We start from the raw sequence: 16,219 nt of genomic DNA on the forward strand, positions 1-16,219 counted from the left end.
GGCAGCGCAGTTGGCACCGCAGACACCGGTCAGTCCGCTGGCAGCACAGTCGGTACCACAGACACCGGCCAGTCCGCCGGCAGCACAGTCAGTATCGGAGACGCCGGTCAGTCTGCCGGCAACCCAGTCGCCAACCAGACCGCCAATCCGACCGCCAACCAAACCGCGCCGCGCCTCAGCGCACTATTAGCCGCGGACCTCGAGGCGCCGGTCGAGCGCATCCTGCTGGCGCGCGACCGGTCCGTGCTGCCTGCGCAGATCCTCGTCGTGCCGCATCACGGCAGCAAGAGCTCGTCGACTGAGCCGTTCCTCGACTCTATCGAGCCGCTTATCTCGGTATTTCAGGTAGGCTATCGCAACCGTTTTCATCATCCGAATCCGGGGGTGTTCGAGCGCTATCGGGCGCGGCATATCGAACTCACGCGCAGCGACGAGGACGGCGCAGTGCAAATCGTGGCGCAGGGCATCCTGGCGAACGGCAACCCCGCGCAGGGCAACTTCTCGCAGCCCGGCGCGGCGCCGCCTGCGACGCTCACGCTCGAACGGTATCGCACTGCGCATCGCCGGTACTGGATGGATCAGTGAAGGCCGCGCGAGCCACGCCCGGCCAGGCGCCTCGCGCGCAACAGAATCAGGAACGGAGACAGCAGCACTTGAAAAACATCATCCACTTTTCGCACGCGAACGGGTTTCCCGCGTCGATCTACCGGACCATCTTCGCCGAGCTCGCCGACGACTACGACGTGCGTTTCATCGAACGGATCGGCCACGACGCACGCTTCCCGGTGACGCAGGACTGGCCGCATCTGGTGGAACAATTGCTCGATGACATCAGCCGGTCATATGAGCAGCCTGTGTGGCTGGTCGGCCATTCGCTCGGCGGCTATCTGTCGCTGATGGCCGCGCTGAAGAAACCGCAGTGGGTGAGGGGCGTGGTGATGCTCGACTCGCCGGTGGTCGCGGGCTGGCGCAGCAGCATCTTGCGCGTGTCGCAATGGACCGGCCTCGACGAACGCATTTCGCCGGCCGCCGCCACGCGCACGCGCCGTACCCAATGGGCGAGCCGTGAGGAGGCGTGGCGTCACTTCCATGCGAAGCCGGCGTTCGCGCGCTGGGACGAGCGGATGCTGTCCGACTACATCGACTTCGGCATTCCGCAGACTTCGCCCGACGGCACGCGCACGCTGGCCTTCGACCGGCGCACCGAATACAGGATCTATAAGACCTTGCCGCACACGCTCGGATCGCGCCTTGCGCGCGGCGCGCCGGTGCCGGTCGGCTTCATCGCCGGGACGCATTCGAAGGAGGTCCGCCAGGCCGGACTGGATGCGACCCGCCGGGCGACCGGCGGCCACCTCGAATGGATCGACGGCAGTCATCTATACCCGATGGAAAAGCCGCTGGAGACCGCACGGGCGGTGCAGCGGATGCTCCGCGAACTGGAGCGGCGCACCTGATGCGAAGGAGGAGCCAGGATGGCGCGTGTCGCGCCATCCTGGCTCCCCGTGGCTTATGGCAGCCAAACGCGGCACGGAAAACGGTGCGGGATCGTCGTGAACGCTGCGGATTTTGCTCGGTTGAGACCCTGCTTTACGGTATAATCCGTTTTTCCCGCGAGCATCCAGCGATGACCAAATATGTTTTCGTCACCGGCGGCGTAGTATCTTCCCTCGGCAAGGGTATTGCCGCCGCTTCCCTCGCCGCGATCCTCGAATCGCGCGGTCTCAAAGTCACCCTCCTCAAGCTCGATCCCTACATCAATGTCGACCCCGGCACGATGAGTCCGTTTCAACACGGCGAAGTGTTCGTGACGGAAGATGGGGCGGAGACTGACCTCGACCTCGGCCACTATGAGCGCTTCATCAGCACGAAGATGCGCAAGGCCAACAACTTCACCACGGGCCAGATTTACGAATCGGTGATCCGCAAGGAACGCCGCGGCGACTATCTGGGCAAGACCGTGCAGGTGATCCCGCACATCACGAACGAAATCCAGGCTTTCATCGAGCGCGGCGCAGCGTCTGCGACGTGCGGTGAGCCGGATGTCGCCATCGTCGAGGTCGGCGGCACGGTGGGCGATATCGAATCGCTGCCGTTCCTCGAAGCCGCTCGCCAGATGAGCCTGCGCCTCGGCCGCAACAGCTCGTGCTTCGTGCATCTGACGCTGGTGCCCTGGGTCGCCACGGCCGGCGAGTTGAAGACCAAGCCGACCCAGCACAGCGTACAGAAGCTGCGCGAAATCGGTATCTCGCCGCACGTGCTGCTGTGCCGTGCCGACCGTCGCATCCCGGACGACGAGCGCGCGAAGATCTCGATGTTCTCGAACGTGCCGGAAGACGCCGTGATCTCGGTGTGGGACGCGGACAGCATCTACAAGATTCCGCAAATGCTGCACGACCAGGGCATGGACGCGATCGTCTGCGAAGAGCTCAAGCTCACGCCGAAGCCCGCTGACCTGTCCATCTGGTCGGCGATGGTCGAGAAACTCGAACATCCGAAGCATGAAGTCACGATCGGCATGGTCGGCAAGTATGTCGACCTGACGGAATCGTACAAGTCGCTGATCGAAGCGCTGCGCCATGCGTCGATTCATACGTCGACCAAGGTCAACATCGAATACATCGATTCGGAAGAGATCGAAACGCAAGGTGTCGAAAGCCTCAAGCATCTGGACGCCGTGCTGGTGCCGGGCGGCTTCGGCCGGCGCGGCACGGAAGGCAAGATCGCCGCGATCCGCTATGCGCGTGAAGCGAAGGTGCCGTACCTCGGCATCTGCCTCGGCATGCAGCTCGCTGTGATCGAATTCGCGCGCGACGTGGTCGCCCTGAAGGATGCGAACAGCACCGAGTTCGATCCGAGCACGCCGAACCGCGTGGTCGCGCTGATCACCGAGTGGTACGACCGTGACGGCCGCGTCGAAAAGCGCACCGAAGAGTCGGACCTCGGCGGCACGATGCGCCTCGGCTCGCAGCGTTGCCCGATCAAGCCCGGCACGATGGCCGAAGAGATCTATGGCAAGGACGTGAACGAGCGCCACCGTCACCGTTATGAAGTCAATAACCGCTTCGTGCCCCAGCTCGAAGCCGGCGGCCTTATCATCAGCGCCCGGACCCCGAGCGAAGATCTGCCGGAAATGATGGAATTGCCGCGCGAGATGCACCCGTGGTTCGTCGGCGTGCAGTTCCACCCGGAATTCACGTCCACGCCGCGTGACGGGCATCCGCTGTTCAAATCGTTCGTCGAAGCGGCGCTGGCGCACCAGCAGACGTTCGCCGAGGAGAAAGCATGAAACTGGGCGATTTCGAAATCGGGCTGGACAAGCCGTTTTTCCTGATCGCGGGCACCTGTGTCGTCGAATCCGAACAGATGACGATCGACACGGCCGGCCGGCTCAAGGAAATCTGCGCGAAGCTGAACATCCCGTTCATCTACAAATCGTCGTACGACAAGGCCAATCGCAGCAGCGGCACGTCGTTCCGTGGTCTGGGCATGGACGAAGGCCTGCGCATCCTGTCGGAAGTGAAGCGCCAGCTCGGCTTGCCGGTGCTGACCGACGTGCATGCGGAACACGAGATCGAGCAGGTCGCCTCGGTGGTCGACGTGCTGCAGACGCCGGCATTCCTGTGCCGCCAGACCGACTTCATCCATGCTTGCGCGCGTTCGGGCAAACCGGTCAACATCAAGAAGGGCCAGTTTCTCGCGCCGCACGACATGAAAAACGTGATCGACAAGGCGCGTGCCGCCGCTCGTGAAGCCGGTCTGTCGGAAGACCGTTTCATGGCCTGCGAGCGCGGTGTGTCGTTCGGTTATAACAACCTCGTCTCGGACATGCGCTCGCTCGCGATCATGCGCGAAACCGGCGCGCCGGTCGTGTTCGACGCCACGCACTCGGTGCAATTGCCGGGCGGGCAGGGCACCAGTTCGGGCGGCCAGCGCGAATTCGTGCCGGTGCTCGCACGTGCCGCTGTCGCAACAGGTGTGGCGGGACTGTTCATGGAAACCCATCCGAAGCCGGCCGAGGCCAAATCGGATGGCCCGAACGCTGTGCCGCTGCATCGCATGGCGGATCTGCTCGAGACCTTGCTGACGCTCGATCAGGCCGTGAAGCGCACGCCGTTCCTCGAAAGCGATTTCAACTGATGCTGGTCCGCGCGCTGTGTCGACTCCCGAGCCGATGCGGCGCGTCTGAATCCGTGTTGAACCCCGATTGAACCCAATGGTCGTCCAAAGTGTCTGGTCAGGGGCGGCGCCTCGTACGCCAGATGCCGTTTCACCGTAAGAATCCAACGTCATTTCTTGAGGAAACCATGAGTGCTATCGTAGATATCATCGGTCGAGAGATTCTCGATTCGCGAGGCAACCCCACCGTCGAATGCGACGTGCTGCTCGAATCGGGCACGATGGGCCGCGCCGCGGTCCCGTCGGGTGCATCGACGGGTTCGCGCGAAGCGATCGAATTGCGCGACGGCGAAACCGGCCGCTACGGCGGCAAGGGCGTGCTGAAGGCTGTCGAGCACATCAACACTGAAATCTCCGAAGCGATCATGGGCCTCGACGCTTCCGAGCAAGCTTTCCTCGACAAGACCCTGCTCGAACTCGACGGCACCGACAACAAGTCGCGTCTCGGCGCGAACGCGATGCTGGCCGTGTCGATGGCGGTTGCCAAGGCTGCGGCTGAAGAAGCCGGTCTGCCGCTGTATCGCTACTTCGGCGGCTCGGGTGCAATGCAACTGCCGGTGCCGATGATGAACATCGTCAACGGCGGTGCGCACGCCAACAACAGCCTGGACATCCAGGAATTCATGATTGTGCCGGTCAGCCAGCCGACCTTCCGCGAAGCCCTGCGCTGCGGCGCCGAAGTGTTCCACGCGCTGAAGAAGATCCTCTCCGACCGCGGCATGAGCACGGCCGTGGGCGACGAAGGCGGTTTTGCGCCGAACTTCGGCAGCAACGACGAATGCCTGTCCACGATTCTGCAAGCCATCGAAAAGGCTGGCTACCGCGCCGGTGAAGACGTGCTGCTGGCACTGGACTGCGCGGCGAGCGAGTTCTATCACGACGGCAAGTACCAGTTGGCGGGCGAAGGCCTGCAACTGTCGTCGAGCGAATTCGCCGACTACCTGGGCGCGCTGGCCGACAAGTTCCCGATCGTCTCGATCGAAGACGGCATGCACGAAAGCGACTGGGCCGGCTGGAAGATCCTGACCGACAAGCTCGGCAAGAAGATCCAACTGGTCGGCGACGACCTGTTTGTCACCAACACGCGCATCCTGAAGGAAGGCATCGACAAGGGCATCGCCAACTCGATCCTGATCAAGATCAACCAGATCGGTACGCTGACGGAAACCTTCGCCGCGATCGAAATGGCCAAGCGTGCCGGTTACACGGCCGTGATCTCGCACCGCTCGGGCGAAACGGAAGATTCGACGATTGCCGATATCGCCGTTGGCCTGAACGCCGGTCAGATCAAGACGGGTTCGCTGTCGCGCAGCGACCGTATCTCGAAATACAACCAGTTGCTGCGTATCGAAGAGGATCTGGGCGATATCGCCAGCTACCCGGGCAAGTCGGCGTTCTACAATCTGCGTTGATTGTGCGTTGATCGTCAGGCTTGACGCAGGTTTTGACCATTGAGCCGGTTTTCTTTCGTTTCTGATCCAGCACGCCGCCCTGCGTACAGCGCAGGGCGGCGTGTATTTATTGTGCTTACTTCATGCGGCTTGTCACTGCTGTCCTGATCGTACTGCTGGCGCTGATCCAGTACCCGCTCTGGTGGGGGCACGGCGGCTGGCTGCGCGTGCACGAGCTGCAAGGCGAACTGGCGCAGCAGATGCAGAAGAACGCTGACGAGAAGCTGCGTAACGAACGCATTGCGGGCGAAGTGCAGGATCTGCAGAACGGCACGGCCGCGGTCGAAGAGCGCGCGCGTTACGAGATGGGCATGGTCAAGGACGGCGAAGTGTTCGTGCAGTTCGTCTCGCCCAATGCGCCGTTGCCTACGCCGAATAACGCGTCGGTGAATACCTCGACGCGCGGCGAGGTCTCGGCCGCACCGGTGCGCGTGGTGCCGAATCCGGAGTCGCGCGTGCAGTCGGATCGCAAGCGCGGCGGAAAGGACAAGAGTTCGAAAGAGAAGAAACCGGCGCATTGAGCCGGCCCTTGGAGCTGCAAGGCCCGGCGTGTCCTGCGAGACAGAGGCACGCTATGGGCAACAAAAAAGCGCGGCGAGAACCGCGCTTTTTTTCGTCCGGAGTGTGCTGCAACGGCCCGATTCGCAAGCTGCTCGGACTGGTTTCGGGCGGGATGCCAGGTGTTACGTTGACCTGTATCCTTCGCCGCACTCCGCGGTTTACCAGCCCCATCCCCAGCCAGGCGCGTAGCCATAACCGACGCCGCCACCCCAGCCCGGCCCCCAGCCGCCGCCATAATAGCCGCCATACACGGTGACCGGCGGCGTGTAGTAACGCGCCCACGCTTGCGCGGCGTTATCGGCTGCGATCGCCTGGTTCTGCTCGGCCATCACCTGCTTGTCGATGGCGTCGTAGCGCTGGCGCTCTTCCTCAGTCAGCGGACGGGCGCCGTTCGGCAGACCGGATTGGTCGGCCGGCAAGCGGCTGTAAATGGGCGACGGACCCGGCGGATCCATCACGCAACCGGTCAGCATGGCGCTGCCCGCCACCAGCGAGAGCGCGACGGCGCTACGAAGTCCATTCAGCAAAGGGAACGGAGTAGGGTTGTTCATTTTTCTGACCTCCATCGGTCGCATGCCTAAGCAAACAGAAAACAGGAAAGGGCAGGCGCGGCCAATGTTCAACGATATCGCATCGACCTGCCGCCTGAACCGCTCTACAGGCGACGGGCTCGACGCTGTTTAATGCCGCTGCTCGGCAGCGGGAGAGACTCCTTCTGAGAGCGCGCTGGCGACAAAAAGTTGCGCCACGTCGACCGGATCGAACTCGTAGCGCTGGTTGCAGAACTCGCAATGGATCTCCACGTGGCCACGTTCTTCGAGCACCCCGTCCACTTCTTCGCGGCCCAGCATTTTCAGCATCGCGCCGACCTTTTCGCGCGAGCAGCTACATTCGAAACGCGCCTGCGCCGGTTCGAAATGCTGCACACTTTCTTGCCAGAACAGGCGCCGGAACACGGTTTCGGGCTCTTCTTTCAGGAGTTCGTCTTGCGACAGCGTGCTGCCGAGCGTGCAGACACGCTCCCACGTATCCACGTCGAGCTCGCCCGGATGCGGGACAATGCCGCCGTCGCCGGGCAGCTTCTGCAGCAGCATGCCGACCGCGCGCTCGGTATTGGCGGCGAGCCACAGACGCGTATCGAGCTGCTCCGAGTGATGCATATACTGTTCGAGCACTTCCGACATCGACTTGAGCGGGCCGTCGAGACCCGACAGCGGCACGATGCCCTGGTAGGGCTGCTGGCCCGGCTGCTTGACGCGCGGGTCGAGCGTGATCACGCAACGGCCGTGGCCGCTCGCGTTGACGAGTTCGATCAGCGTCGTGTCGTCGCTGATGGTGGCAGCCGCTTCGCCGGAAAACTTGGCGGTGGCCCGCATCGACAGGTCGGAACTGCATTGCACCACCAGCATCTTGACCGGACCGTCGCCGAAAATCTGCATGATGAGCGTGCCGTCGAACTTGAGGTTCGCCGACAGCAGCGCGCAGGCGGCCATCATTTCGCCGAGTATCGTGCGCACCGGCGCCGGATAGTCGCGGCGGATCAGCACTTCTTGCCACGTATTGCGCAGCGAAACGATTTCGCCGCGCACCGGCGCCGCGCTGAACATGAATTTTTGCAACTGGTCGTTCACAACTTTTCCTCGGTCGAATGGCGCAGCGTCTTGCTGCGCGTGCGCGCCGCGCGCAACGGCTGGTTAGCCGATGCGCACGAGCTGCGCCTTGAAATAGGCTCGTCGCTCGGCATAATTGGCCGCGCTACGACGCATGCCGGCGATGTCCGCTTCTGTCAGTTCGCGCACGACCTTGGCCGGCGCGCCCAGAATCAGTGAATTGTCAGGAAATACCTTGCCCTCGGTGACGACGGCGCCTGCTCCGACCAGACAGTTGCGGCCGATCACGGCACCATTCAAGACCACCGCCTGAATTCCGACGAGTGCGCCTTCCTTGATGGTGCATCCGTGCAGCATGGCCTGATGGCCGACGGTGACGTTGGCTTCGATCGTCAGCGGGTAGCCGGGATCGGTATGCAGCACGGCGCCTTCCTGGACGTTGCTGCCGGGGCCGACCGAAATCAGTTCGTTGTCGCCGCGAATCGCTGCGCCAAACCAGACGCTCGAATTTTCCTCGAGCGTGACTTTGCCGATGATAGTCGCGGTGTCGGCTACGAACACGCTTTCATGGATGGTCGGGGCTGCATCGCCAAGCTTGTAGATTGCCATAGTGTCTCCTGTCGGCCCGGGTTAGCGCTTTAGCGCTTGCTCGGGCCCCGTGCATAGCTGTCGGTCAGAGTTAGCGCTACTCTGGTTTCACGCAGAGCACTTTCCCCGATTCCATGCAAGATAAGTTCCTGTTGATCGGTCGCCGCGCCGCTGCTGGCAGGCGTGACGGCAGCGCAGACGGCGCGCTGTATGGTCGAATGGCGTATTGTAAACGGTTGTGTAGATGCGCCGTTCGAAGCCGCCGAGTGGCGCGCTGCGGGCGGGGCCCGACACTGCAGGTTCCGCGTATGCGTGCTGGCTAACCTGTTTGCTGTTTGGGTTATGCAGTTTCATGCGCGCACTCCGGGTGTACTCCATGGGTATTGATCGCTGACGTATCTTTGGCGTATCCCGGCTTGTCCTTGCGTGTTTCCGGCGCTACCGTCCCGGCTTTTGATCCTTTCCCCGTTGCTTGCCCGTTCCGCCACAATGAATTCCGCTGTTCCTGTTGTCCCAAACTCATCGCGCTGCGCCCGCACCGAGGCGCTGGAGGCGCTGCGCCAATGCGATCCGCTGACCAAAGCCGCCGCCGCGCGAGCCTTGTACGCAGATTTGCTGTGCGGTAACGCCGTCTGCGCGCCGGCCACGCCGATCGACGAACCGGCCGGCTTGCCCGGACGGCCGGAGCGGCCGGAACTGGTGGAGCCGCGCAAACTCGGCCGCCGCGGCATGCAGTCCGCGGAAGGTCGCTCGGTGCTGCTGCATGCGTTGGCCCATATCGAGTTCAACGCCATCAATCTCGCCCTCGACGCGGTCTGGCGCTTTAGCGGCATGCCTGCTGCGTTTTACGCCGACTGGCTAAAGGTGGCCGCGGAAGAGGCTCACCATTTCTCGCTGCTGGTCGCACGGCTCGCCGAATTGGGGCATGCATACGGCGATTTTCCTGCCCACGACGGCCTGTGGGATATGTGCGAGCGCACCCGCGGCGACGTGCTGGCGCGCATGGCGCTGGTGCCGCGCACGCTCGAAGCGCGTGGCCTCGACGCCTCGACGCCTCGCCGCCGATCCGTGCGCGCCTCCAGCAGGCCGGCGACCACGCCTCGGCGGCGATCCTCGACGTGATCCTGCGTGACGAGATCGGCCATGTGCTGATCGGTAACCGCTGGTTCCGCTACCTGTGCGAGCAGGGCGGCCTCGATCCGCATATCGCCTATACGCAACTCGCCGACCAGTATCACGCGCCGAAATTGCGTGGTCCGTTCAATTTCGAGGCCCGCCGCGACGCCGGTTTCGACGAAGCCGAACTGGCCGCGCTGGCCGGACTTGCCGAAGCTGACCCGCAGCCGCCGGCCGCCGCCTGAGTTGCCAACTGAGCTGTCTCTCGGCGCAAGCCGTCTTCCGCTCGCCGCCTATCTCGTTATAATCGAACGACCATTCTTTTTTAGGTGCAGCCTGCTCATGAATACTTCAGAGTCCGATTTCATTTCCGTGCGCGGCGTGCGGCTGCACGTGCGGCGCTGGGGCAATCCGGGTGCCCCGGCGCTGTTCATGCTGCACGGCTGGATGGACGTGGCGGCGTCGTTCCAGTTCGTGGTCGATGCGCTCGGCGGCGACTGGCAGGTGATCGCACCCGATGCGCGCGGTTTTGGACTGTCCGACTGGCCGGTGGCCGAACGGGGCGGCGGCAGCTACTGGTTTCAGGAGTACGTGGCGGACCTCGATGCACTACTCGATCATTACGCGCCGACCGGCGAAGTGAATCTCGTCGGGCACAGCATGGGCGCGAACGTGGTGTGCCTGTATGCCGGGGCGCGTCCGGAGCGGGTTCGCCGGGTCGTGGATCTGGAGGGTTTCGGCCTTGCCGCCGCCAAAGCCAGTCAGTCGCCGCGCCGTCTGCGCGGCTGGCTCGACGAACTGCGCGAGCCGCCGCGCCTGAAGCATTACGCCTCGCTCGACGAGGTGGCTGCCCGCCTGACGCGGACGAACCCGCGCCTCGCCCCGCAGCGTGCGCGTTTTCTTGCCGAACACTGGTCGAAGCCAAACGGTGAGGGCGGCTTCATGCTGCTCGCCGATCCGGCCCATAAACTGCGCAGCCCGCTCCTGTACCGCCTCGACGAGATCATGGCGGTCTGGTCGCAGGTGCGCGCCAAGGTGCTGCACGTCGAGGCCGCCGGGTCGCCGACGCTCGCGCAGATTGCCGGCGAGGTTCCGCTTGCCGAATTCAAGGCGCGCTTCAGCGCGTTTCCCAACTGGCGCGAAAAGATCATCGACGACGCCGGGCATATGGTCCACCACGATCAGCCGGAGCAGGTTGCTGCATTGATCGAAGCGTTTTGCGCATAACATTTTTCAGACGGCCGGTTTTTCGCAAAGAGTTGTGCGTCAACGAATCGTCTGCTGGGCTTTCTGCATTGCAGTAAAATGAACGCGGAACCCTTTCAAGACACCGATGAACGCCGACCTGCACTGTCATTCCACCGTTTCCGATGGCCAGCTTGCGCCCGCCGACGTCGCGCGCCGTGCGCATGCCGGCGGCGTCACCTTGTGGGCGCTGACCGATCACGACGAAGTGGGCGGCCAGGCCGAAGCACGCCTCGCCGCCGAGGAACTCGGCATGCGCTATCTGAGCGGAGTCGAAATCTCGGTGACGTGGGCCGCGCGTACGGTGCACATTGTCGGCTTGCATGTCGATCCGGCTTGCCAGACGCTGATCGACGGCCTGGCGCGGACCCGCGACGGCCGCGCCGCGCGTGCCGAGGCGATCGGCGAGCTGCTCGACACGCTGGGCATCCCGAACGCCTATGAAGGGGCACTGAAGTACGTGTCGAACCCGGACATGATCTCGCGTACCCATTTCGCGCGCTTCATGGTGGAGAACGGCTACGCCGGGTCGACCCAGGACGTCTTCTCGCGCTATCTGGGCGAAGGCAAGCCGGGGTATATCGCGCACCGCTGGTCGAAGCTCGCGGACGCCGTCCGCTGGATTCAGGTGGCCGGCGGCGAGGCCGTGATCGCCCATCCGGGCCGCTATGACTACACTCCGTTGGAATTCGATGCGTTCTTTGGCGAGTTCATCGATCTCGGCGGCAAGGCCATTGAGGTGGTGACCGGCAGCCATACGCCGGACCAGTATCGCGAGTATGCGGACGTTGCGCGCCGCTTCGGTTTCGAGGCCTCGCGCGGCTCCGATTTTCATGCGGCGGGCGAGGGCCGGGTCGAACTCGGTAGCCTGCCGCCGCTGCCGTCCGACCTGAAGCCCGTCTGGGAACGCTGGTTGTGAGGGCATGCTGCGCCGCGGCGGTACGCGTGGCGCATGCGCTGGATTTGCCGTTGGGTTTGGCGCTGCGTTTGCCGCCGCATGCGGCACCGCGTTTGCCGTCGCATTTGTCATATTGACCGCGCTCGTCGCGGTAGCAGCAAGGGGCCTCCCGGCCGCTCCGACTCTCCCGATAACAACCATGTCCCAATTCTTTCGGCTCCATCCGGATAATCCGCAGCCGCGCCTCGTCAAGCAGGCCGCGCAGATCATCAATGACGGCGGTGTGGTCGCGCTGCCGACCGATTCGAGCTATGCGCTCGCCTGCCATCTCGACGACAAGGCCGCGGTCGAGCGCCTGCGGCGGATTCGCGGACTCGACGAGCGTCAATTGCTGTCGTTGCTGGTACGCGACCTGTCCGAGCTCGCGAACTTCGCGATGGTCGACAATCGCCAGTACCGCCTGATCAGATCGGTCACGCCGGGGCCGTATGTGTTCGTGCTCGAGGCTACCAAAGAGGTACCGCGGCGCCTGTCGCATCCGTCGCGCAAAACGATCGGGCTGCGGGTGCCGGATCACGCCATCACGCTTGCGATTCTCGAGGAACTCGGCCAGCCGCTGCTCGGCTCGACCCTGATCATGCCGGGCGAAACCCGGCCGCTGAACGACGCGGAAGAAATCCGTGCACGCCTCGAAAAGCAGGTCGATCTGGTGATCGACGGTGGCGCGTGCCCGTGCGAGCCGTCGACGGTGGTCGATCTGACCGGGCCGGAGCCGGTGCTGGTGCGGGCAGGGCGCGGCAGCCTCGCGCCGTTCGGGCTTGAGCAGCCGGCATGAGAGCCCGTTTCGGCGCGCCCGATGCAGGAGGTCCGAGAGCACCCATCAGCGCCCATATGAGAGCCCGCGCGAGCGAAAGCGGACAGACGCACGCAATGGCGTTGTTACAATAGCAGGCTATGGACTCTTCCCTGATACAGACCGTCGCGGTCTACGCCTTGCCGGTGATTTTCGCCATCACGCTGCACGAAGCCGCCCATGGCTACGTCGCGCGCCTCCTCGGCGACAACACCGCTTACGCGCTGGGGCGCGTGTCGTTCAATCCGATGCGCCATATCGACCCGCTCGGCACGATTGCCATTCCACTGCTGCTGTACTTCGCAACCAGCGGTGCGTTCATGTTCGGTTACGCGAAACCGGTGCCGGTGGCCTTCGGCAATCTGCGCAATCCGCGCTGGGGCAGCCTGTGGGTTGCGCTGGCCGGTCCGCTGTGCAATTTCATCCAGGCGCTGGCGTGGGGCGTAGCGAGCGTCGCGCTGGCCGTGCTCGGCGTCCAGGAACCGTTCTTCACGCGCATGGCCGTGGCGGGCGTCGGCGTCAATCTGGTGCTGGGCGTGATCAACCTGTTTCCTTTGCCGCCCCTCGACGGCGGACGCGTGCTGACCGCGCTGCTGCCGCCGCGTCAGGCCATTGCGCTGGCGCGCCTCGAGCCGTATGGTTTCTTCATCGTGATGGCGCTGGTAATGACCGGCCTGCTGACCCGTTTCTGGTTGAGTCCGCTCGTCAGTCTGGGATATGACGCCGTGACCGCCATCCTGACCCCTCTTGCTTCGCTCTTTCAATAAAACCATGTTCCCTGACCGTATCTTCTCCGGCATGCGGCCTACCGGCTCCCTGCACCTCGGCCACTATCACGGTGTGCTGAAAAACTGGGTCCGGCTGCAGTCCGAATATCCGTGCTTCTTCTGCGTGGTCGACTGGCACGCGCTCACGACGCACTACGAAACGCCCGAGGTCATCGAAAAGAACGTCTGGGAAGTGCTGATCGACTGGCTCGCCTCGGGCATCGATCCGGCGCAGGCCACGCTGTTCATCCAGAGCAAGGTGCCGGAGCATGCGGAACTGGCGCTGCTGCTCGGCATGAGCACGCCGTTGGGTTGGCTCGAACGCGTGCCGACCTACAAGGAGCAGATGGAGAAGCTGAAGGACAAGGATCTGTCCACCTACGGTTTCCTCGGCTATCCGGTGCTGATGGCGGCGGACATCCTGCTGTATCGCGGCTCGCTGGTGCCGGTCGGTGAAGACCAGGTGCCGCACGTCGAGATGACGCGCGAAATCGCCCGGCGCTTCAACTATCTGTACGGCCGCGAGCCGGGTTTCGAAGAGAAGGCCAATGAAGCGGCGAAGAAGCTCGGCGGCAAGCGCTCGAAGCTGTATCACGAGCTGCGCAACGCTTACCAGCAGGAGGGCGACGACGAAGCGCTCGAACAGGCGCGGGCGATGCTGCAGGAGTCGCAAAGCCTGTCGCTGAACGACCGCGAGCGCCTGTTTGGCTACCTTGAAGGCTCGCGCAAGATCATCCTCGTCGAGCCGCAGGCCATGCTGACCGAAGCGTCGCGTATGCCGGGTCTCGACGGCCAGAAGATGTCGAAGTCTTACGGCAATACGATCGGCCTGCGCGAAGACGCGGAGACCATCACGAAGAAAGTCCGCACCATGCCGACCGACCCGGCGCGTGTGCGCCGCACCGATCCGGGCGATCCGGACAAGTGCCCGGTGTGGCAACTGCATCAGGTCTACACGGACGAAACCACCCACGAGTGGGTGCAAAAGGGCTGCCGCTCGGCCGGCATTGGCTGCCTCGAGTGCAAGCAACCGGTGATCGAAGGCATCCTGCGCGAACAGCAGCCGATGCTCGAGCGCGCCCAGAAGTACATGGACGATCCGTCGCTGCTGCGCGCGATCGTCGCCGACGGCTGCGACAAGGCCCGCAAGTTCGCTACCGAAACGATGCGCGATGTGCGTGAGGCAATGGGCCTCTCGTACAATTGAGGGCGTCGTTGTATCTGACGCGCGGGGTACGCACCGCGCGTACCCTTTTGCGCAGGCCATGAGCGAATCCGCATCCTCCGTTTCAACCACTGCCACGGTCTCTACTGCGAGCTACGTGACGCCTGGCGAGCCGTCGCGCTGGGTGCGCCACTGGACCCACCTGGTGGCGCCCGGCGGCGCGGTGCTCGATGTGGCGTCCGGGGCAGGGCGGCACGCGCGCTGGTTCGCTGCGCACGGCCACCCGGTGACGGCACTCGATCGCGATGCGGCAGCGCTCGCCACGATGCGAGACGAGCCCCGGATTACGACGGGTGTCGCCGATCTCGAAGGCGCGCCCTGGCCGCTGCCTAACGATGCGAAATTCGCCGCCGTGGTGGTGACGAATTACCTGCATCGCCCGTTGTTCCCGCGCCTGCTCGAAGCGTTGGCGCCCGCCGGCGTGTTGATTTACGAAACCTTCGCGCACGGCAACCAAACCGTCGGCAAGCCGTCCAACCCGGCGTTCCTGCTGGCGCCGGGGGAGTTGCTCGACGTCGTGCGCCCGCGTCTGCGCGTGGTCGCATTTCAAGATGGTTTTCTTGCGCAGCCGCGCCCGGCATACGTCCAGCGGATCTGCGCAATTCTGGAGGCGGAGCCAGCCTCCGGCGAGGTAAGGGACGGTATGCAGGGCGATTCGCAGGTGCCGCCCCCGCCTTGTTACGAACTGGCTGGCTAATCCGCTACAATCGCGGTTTACTGATTAAATTCATGGCGTTTCATGACCAACGGTACTCAAAGCGGCACTCACGGTAACGGCCCTCAGATTCGCGGCAGCATTCCCGCCATCATCACTCCGATGCTCGAAGACGGCAGCCTCGATCTGCCGGCGTTCCGCAAACTGATCGACTGGCATATCGAAGAGGGTACGAACGCGCTCGTCGTGGTCGGTACCAGCGGCGAATCGGCCACGTTGTCGGTTGAAGAGCACGTGCTGATGGTCAAGACGGCCGTCGATCACACGGCCGGCCGCATTCCGGTGATTGCCGGCTCGGGTGGCAACTCCACGACCGAGGCGATCGAGCTGACCCAGCAGGCCAAAGAGGTCGGCGCCGACGCGACGCTGCAGGTCGTGCCGTACTACAACAAGCCGACTCAGGAAGGCATCTACCGCCATTTCGCCAAGATCGCGGAAACGGTGGATCTGCCGGTGATCCTGTACAACGTCCCCGGCCGTACGGTCGCGGATATGTCTAACGAAACCATCCTGCGTTGCGCGCAGGTGCCGGGCATCGTGGGCGTGAAGGAAGCGACGGGCAATATCGACCGCGCAGCGCACCTGATCAAGTCGGCTCCGGCGCACTTCGGCATTTACAGCGGCGACGATCCGACAGCGATCGCCTTGATGCTGCTGGGCGGCCACGGCAATATTTCCGTGACCGCGAACGTTGCACCGCGCGCCATGAGCGAGTTGTGCAAGGCCGCGCTTGCGGCAGACGCGAAAACCGCGCGTGAGATTCACCTGAAACTCCTGTCGCTGCATAAGAACCTCTTTATCGAATCGAACCCGATTCCGGCAAAGTGGGCGTTGCAGCAACTGGGGCGCGTGCAAGGCGGAATCCGCCTGCCGCTCACCCCGCTCGATGCGCGCTACCACGAAGTGGTGCGTGCGGCGCTGCGCGAAGCGGGTCTGCTCGGCTGAGTGGTTTCAGCACAGAGCAGTCCGCCACCGGCATTTTTTTAACCGACGTCGATATCGCCCGCGTTC

16 protein-coding genes and 1 pseudogene are annotated in these 16,219 nt (G+C 63.7%); 14 read left to right on the forward strand and 3 right to left on the reverse strand.

The annotated features are described in order from the left end of the window. The 6 genes from AC1ECK_RS32780 to ftsB form a co-directional block, all read left to right on the forward strand. Window positions 1–585: ComEC/Rec2 family competence protein (locus AC1ECK_RS32780; RefSeq protein WP_480326802.1), on the forward strand; the 585-nt coding region annotated here is incomplete at its 5' end. A gap of 68 nt (window positions 586–653) precedes the next feature. Continuing rightward, entirely contained in the window at window positions 654–1,457 is an 804-nt protein-coding gene (locus tag AC1ECK_RS32785; RefSeq protein WP_480326804.1) for an alpha/beta fold hydrolase, read from the forward strand. A gap of 170 nt (window positions 1,458–1,627) precedes the next feature. Beyond that, window positions 1,628–3,289 (forward strand): CTP synthase, encoded by a 1,662-nt coding sequence (locus AC1ECK_RS32790; protein ID WP_480326806.1) that lies wholly within the window; start codon window positions 1,628–1,630, stop codon window positions 3,287–3,289. Beyond that, window positions 3,286–4,140, forward strand: coding sequence for a 3-deoxy-8-phosphooctulonate synthase (kdsA, locus tag AC1ECK_RS32795; RefSeq protein WP_137955590.1), 855 nt, complete (start codon window positions 3,286–3,288; stop codon window positions 4,138–4,140). Before AC1ECK_RS32790 ends, kdsA begins: the two co-directional genes overlap by 4 nt. Before the next feature lie 167 nt (window positions 4,141–4,307). Continuing rightward, the gene (gene eno, locus AC1ECK_RS32800) at window positions 4,308–5,591 is read left to right on the forward strand and encodes a phosphopyruvate hydratase (protein WP_480326809.1); all 1,284 of its coding nucleotides are present in this window, start codon (window positions 4,308–4,310) and stop codon (window positions 5,589–5,591) included. A 122-nt stretch (window positions 5,592–5,713) separates the two neighbouring features. Beyond that, on the forward strand, window positions 5,714–6,151 hold the full coding sequence (ftsB, locus tag AC1ECK_RS32805; RefSeq protein ID WP_480326811.1) for a cell division protein FtsB: 438 nt from the start codon (window positions 5,714–5,716) through the stop codon (window positions 6,149–6,151). A gap of 198 nt (window positions 6,152–6,349) precedes the next feature. Here ftsB and AC1ECK_RS32810 read toward each other — a convergent pair whose 3' ends face one another. The 3 genes from AC1ECK_RS32810 to AC1ECK_RS32820 form a co-directional block, all read right to left on the reverse strand. After that, the gene (locus AC1ECK_RS32810; RefSeq protein WP_480326813.1) at window positions 6,350–6,742 is read right to left on the reverse strand and encodes a hypothetical protein; all 393 of its coding nucleotides are present in this window, start codon (window positions 6,740–6,742) and stop codon (window positions 6,350–6,352) included. 129 nt (window positions 6,743–6,871) lie between these two features. Continuing rightward, a complete protein-coding gene (hslO, locus tag AC1ECK_RS32815) occupies window positions 6,872–7,822 on the reverse strand; it encodes an Hsp33 family molecular chaperone HslO (RefSeq protein WP_480326815.1) in 951 nt (316 codons plus the stop codon). A 63-nt stretch (window positions 7,823–7,885) separates the two neighbouring features. Next, window positions 7,886–8,410 carry a gamma carbonic anhydrase family protein gene (locus tag AC1ECK_RS32820; protein WP_480326817.1) on the reverse strand — a complete coding sequence of 175 codons (525 nt, stop codon included), beginning with the start codon at window positions 8,408–8,410 and terminating at the stop codon, window positions 7,886–7,888. Between the two features lie 468 nt (window positions 8,411–8,878). Between AC1ECK_RS32820 and AC1ECK_RS32825 the strand changes: the two are divergent. The 8 genes and pseudogenes from AC1ECK_RS32825 (at window position 8,879) to dapA (ending at window position 16,153) form a co-directional block, all read left to right on the forward strand. Continuing rightward, window positions 8,879–9,750, forward strand: a pseudogene (locus tag AC1ECK_RS32825) (ferritin-like domain-containing protein). A gap of 97 nt (window positions 9,751–9,847) precedes the next feature. Then, the gene (locus AC1ECK_RS32830) at window positions 9,848–10,732 is read left to right on the forward strand and encodes an alpha/beta fold hydrolase (protein ID WP_480326819.1); all 885 of its coding nucleotides are present in this window, start codon (window positions 9,848–9,850) and stop codon (window positions 10,730–10,732) included. 106 nt (window positions 10,733–10,838) lie between these two features. Continuing rightward, window positions 10,839–11,669 carry a 3',5'-nucleoside bisphosphate phosphatase gene (locus tag AC1ECK_RS32835; RefSeq protein WP_480326821.1) on the forward strand — a complete coding sequence of 277 codons (831 nt, stop codon included), beginning with the start codon at window positions 10,839–10,841 and terminating at the stop codon, window positions 11,667–11,669. Window positions 11,670–11,847: 178 nt separating this feature from the next. Next, on the forward strand, window positions 11,848–12,483 hold the full coding sequence (locus AC1ECK_RS32840) for an L-threonylcarbamoyladenylate synthase (protein WP_480326823.1): 636 nt from the start codon (window positions 11,848–11,850) through the stop codon (window positions 12,481–12,483). A gap of 119 nt (window positions 12,484–12,602) precedes the next feature. After that, complete coding sequence (locus tag AC1ECK_RS32845; RefSeq protein ID WP_480326825.1) at window positions 12,603–13,268, forward strand: site-2 protease family protein; 666 nt, start codon at window positions 12,603–12,605, stop codon at window positions 13,266–13,268. 4 nt (window positions 13,269–13,272) lie between these two features. Then, window positions 13,273–14,475, forward strand: a complete 1,203-nt coding sequence (locus AC1ECK_RS32850) for a tryptophan--tRNA ligase (RefSeq protein WP_480326827.1) — start codon at window positions 13,273–13,275, stop codon at window positions 14,473–14,475. 58 nt (window positions 14,476–14,533) lie between these two features. Next, on the forward strand, window positions 14,534–15,190 hold the full coding sequence (locus AC1ECK_RS32855; RefSeq protein ID WP_480326829.1) for a class I SAM-dependent methyltransferase: 657 nt from the start codon (window positions 14,534–14,536) through the stop codon (window positions 15,188–15,190). 42 nt (window positions 15,191–15,232) lie between these two features. Continuing rightward, window positions 15,233–16,153, forward strand: a complete 921-nt coding sequence (dapA, locus tag AC1ECK_RS32860) for a 4-hydroxy-tetrahydrodipicolinate synthase (protein ID WP_480326831.1) — start codon at window positions 15,233–15,235, stop codon at window positions 16,151–16,153. Window positions 16,154–16,219 lie beyond the last annotated feature (66 nt).

The organism is Paraburkholderia sp. SSBN10T, from assembly GCF_056619545.1.

Bases quoted from the DNA above. Each gene is read 5' to 3' on its own strand.
- AC1ECK_RS32790 (WP_480326806.1), top strand. From the start codon at position 1,628: ATGACCAAATATGTTTTCGTCACCGGCGGCGTAGTATCTTCCCTCGGC.
- AC1ECK_RS32830 (WP_480326819.1), top strand. From the start codon at position 9,848: ATGAATACTTCAGAGTCCGATTTCATTTCCGTGCGCGGCGTGCGGCTG.
- AC1ECK_RS32820 (WP_480326817.1), bottom strand. From the start codon at position 8,410: ATGGCAATCTACAAGCTTGGCGATGCAGCCCCGACCATCCATGAAAGC.
- AC1ECK_RS32850 (WP_480326827.1), top strand. From the start codon at position 13,273: ATGTTCCCTGACCGTATCTTCTCCGGCATGCGGCCTACCGGCTCCCTG.
- ftsB (WP_480326811.1), top strand. From the start codon at position 5,714: ATGCGGCTTGTCACTGCTGTCCTGATCGTACTGCTGGCGCTGATCCAG.
- AC1ECK_RS32810 (WP_480326813.1), bottom strand. From the start codon at position 6,742: ATGAACAACCCTACTCCGTTCCCTTTGCTGAATGGACTTCGTAGCGCC.
- eno (WP_480326809.1), top strand. From the start codon at position 4,308: ATGAGTGCTATCGTAGATATCATCGGTCGAGAGATTCTCGATTCGCGA.
- dapA (WP_480326831.1), top strand. From the start codon at position 15,233: ATGACCAACGGTACTCAAAGCGGCACTCACGGTAACGGCCCTCAGATT.
- kdsA (WP_137955590.1), top strand. From the start codon at position 3,286: ATGAAACTGGGCGATTTCGAAATCGGGCTGGACAAGCCGTTTTTCCTG.
- AC1ECK_RS32835 (WP_480326821.1), top strand. From the start codon at position 10,839: ATGAACGCCGACCTGCACTGTCATTCCACCGTTTCCGATGGCCAGCTT.
- AC1ECK_RS32855 (WP_480326829.1), top strand. From the start codon at position 14,534: ATGAGCGAATCCGCATCCTCCGTTTCAACCACTGCCACGGTCTCTACT.
- AC1ECK_RS32840 (WP_480326823.1), top strand. From the start codon at position 11,848: ATGTCCCAATTCTTTCGGCTCCATCCGGATAATCCGCAGCCGCGCCTC.
- AC1ECK_RS32845 (WP_480326825.1), top strand. From the start codon at position 12,603: ATGGACTCTTCCCTGATACAGACCGTCGCGGTCTACGCCTTGCCGGTG.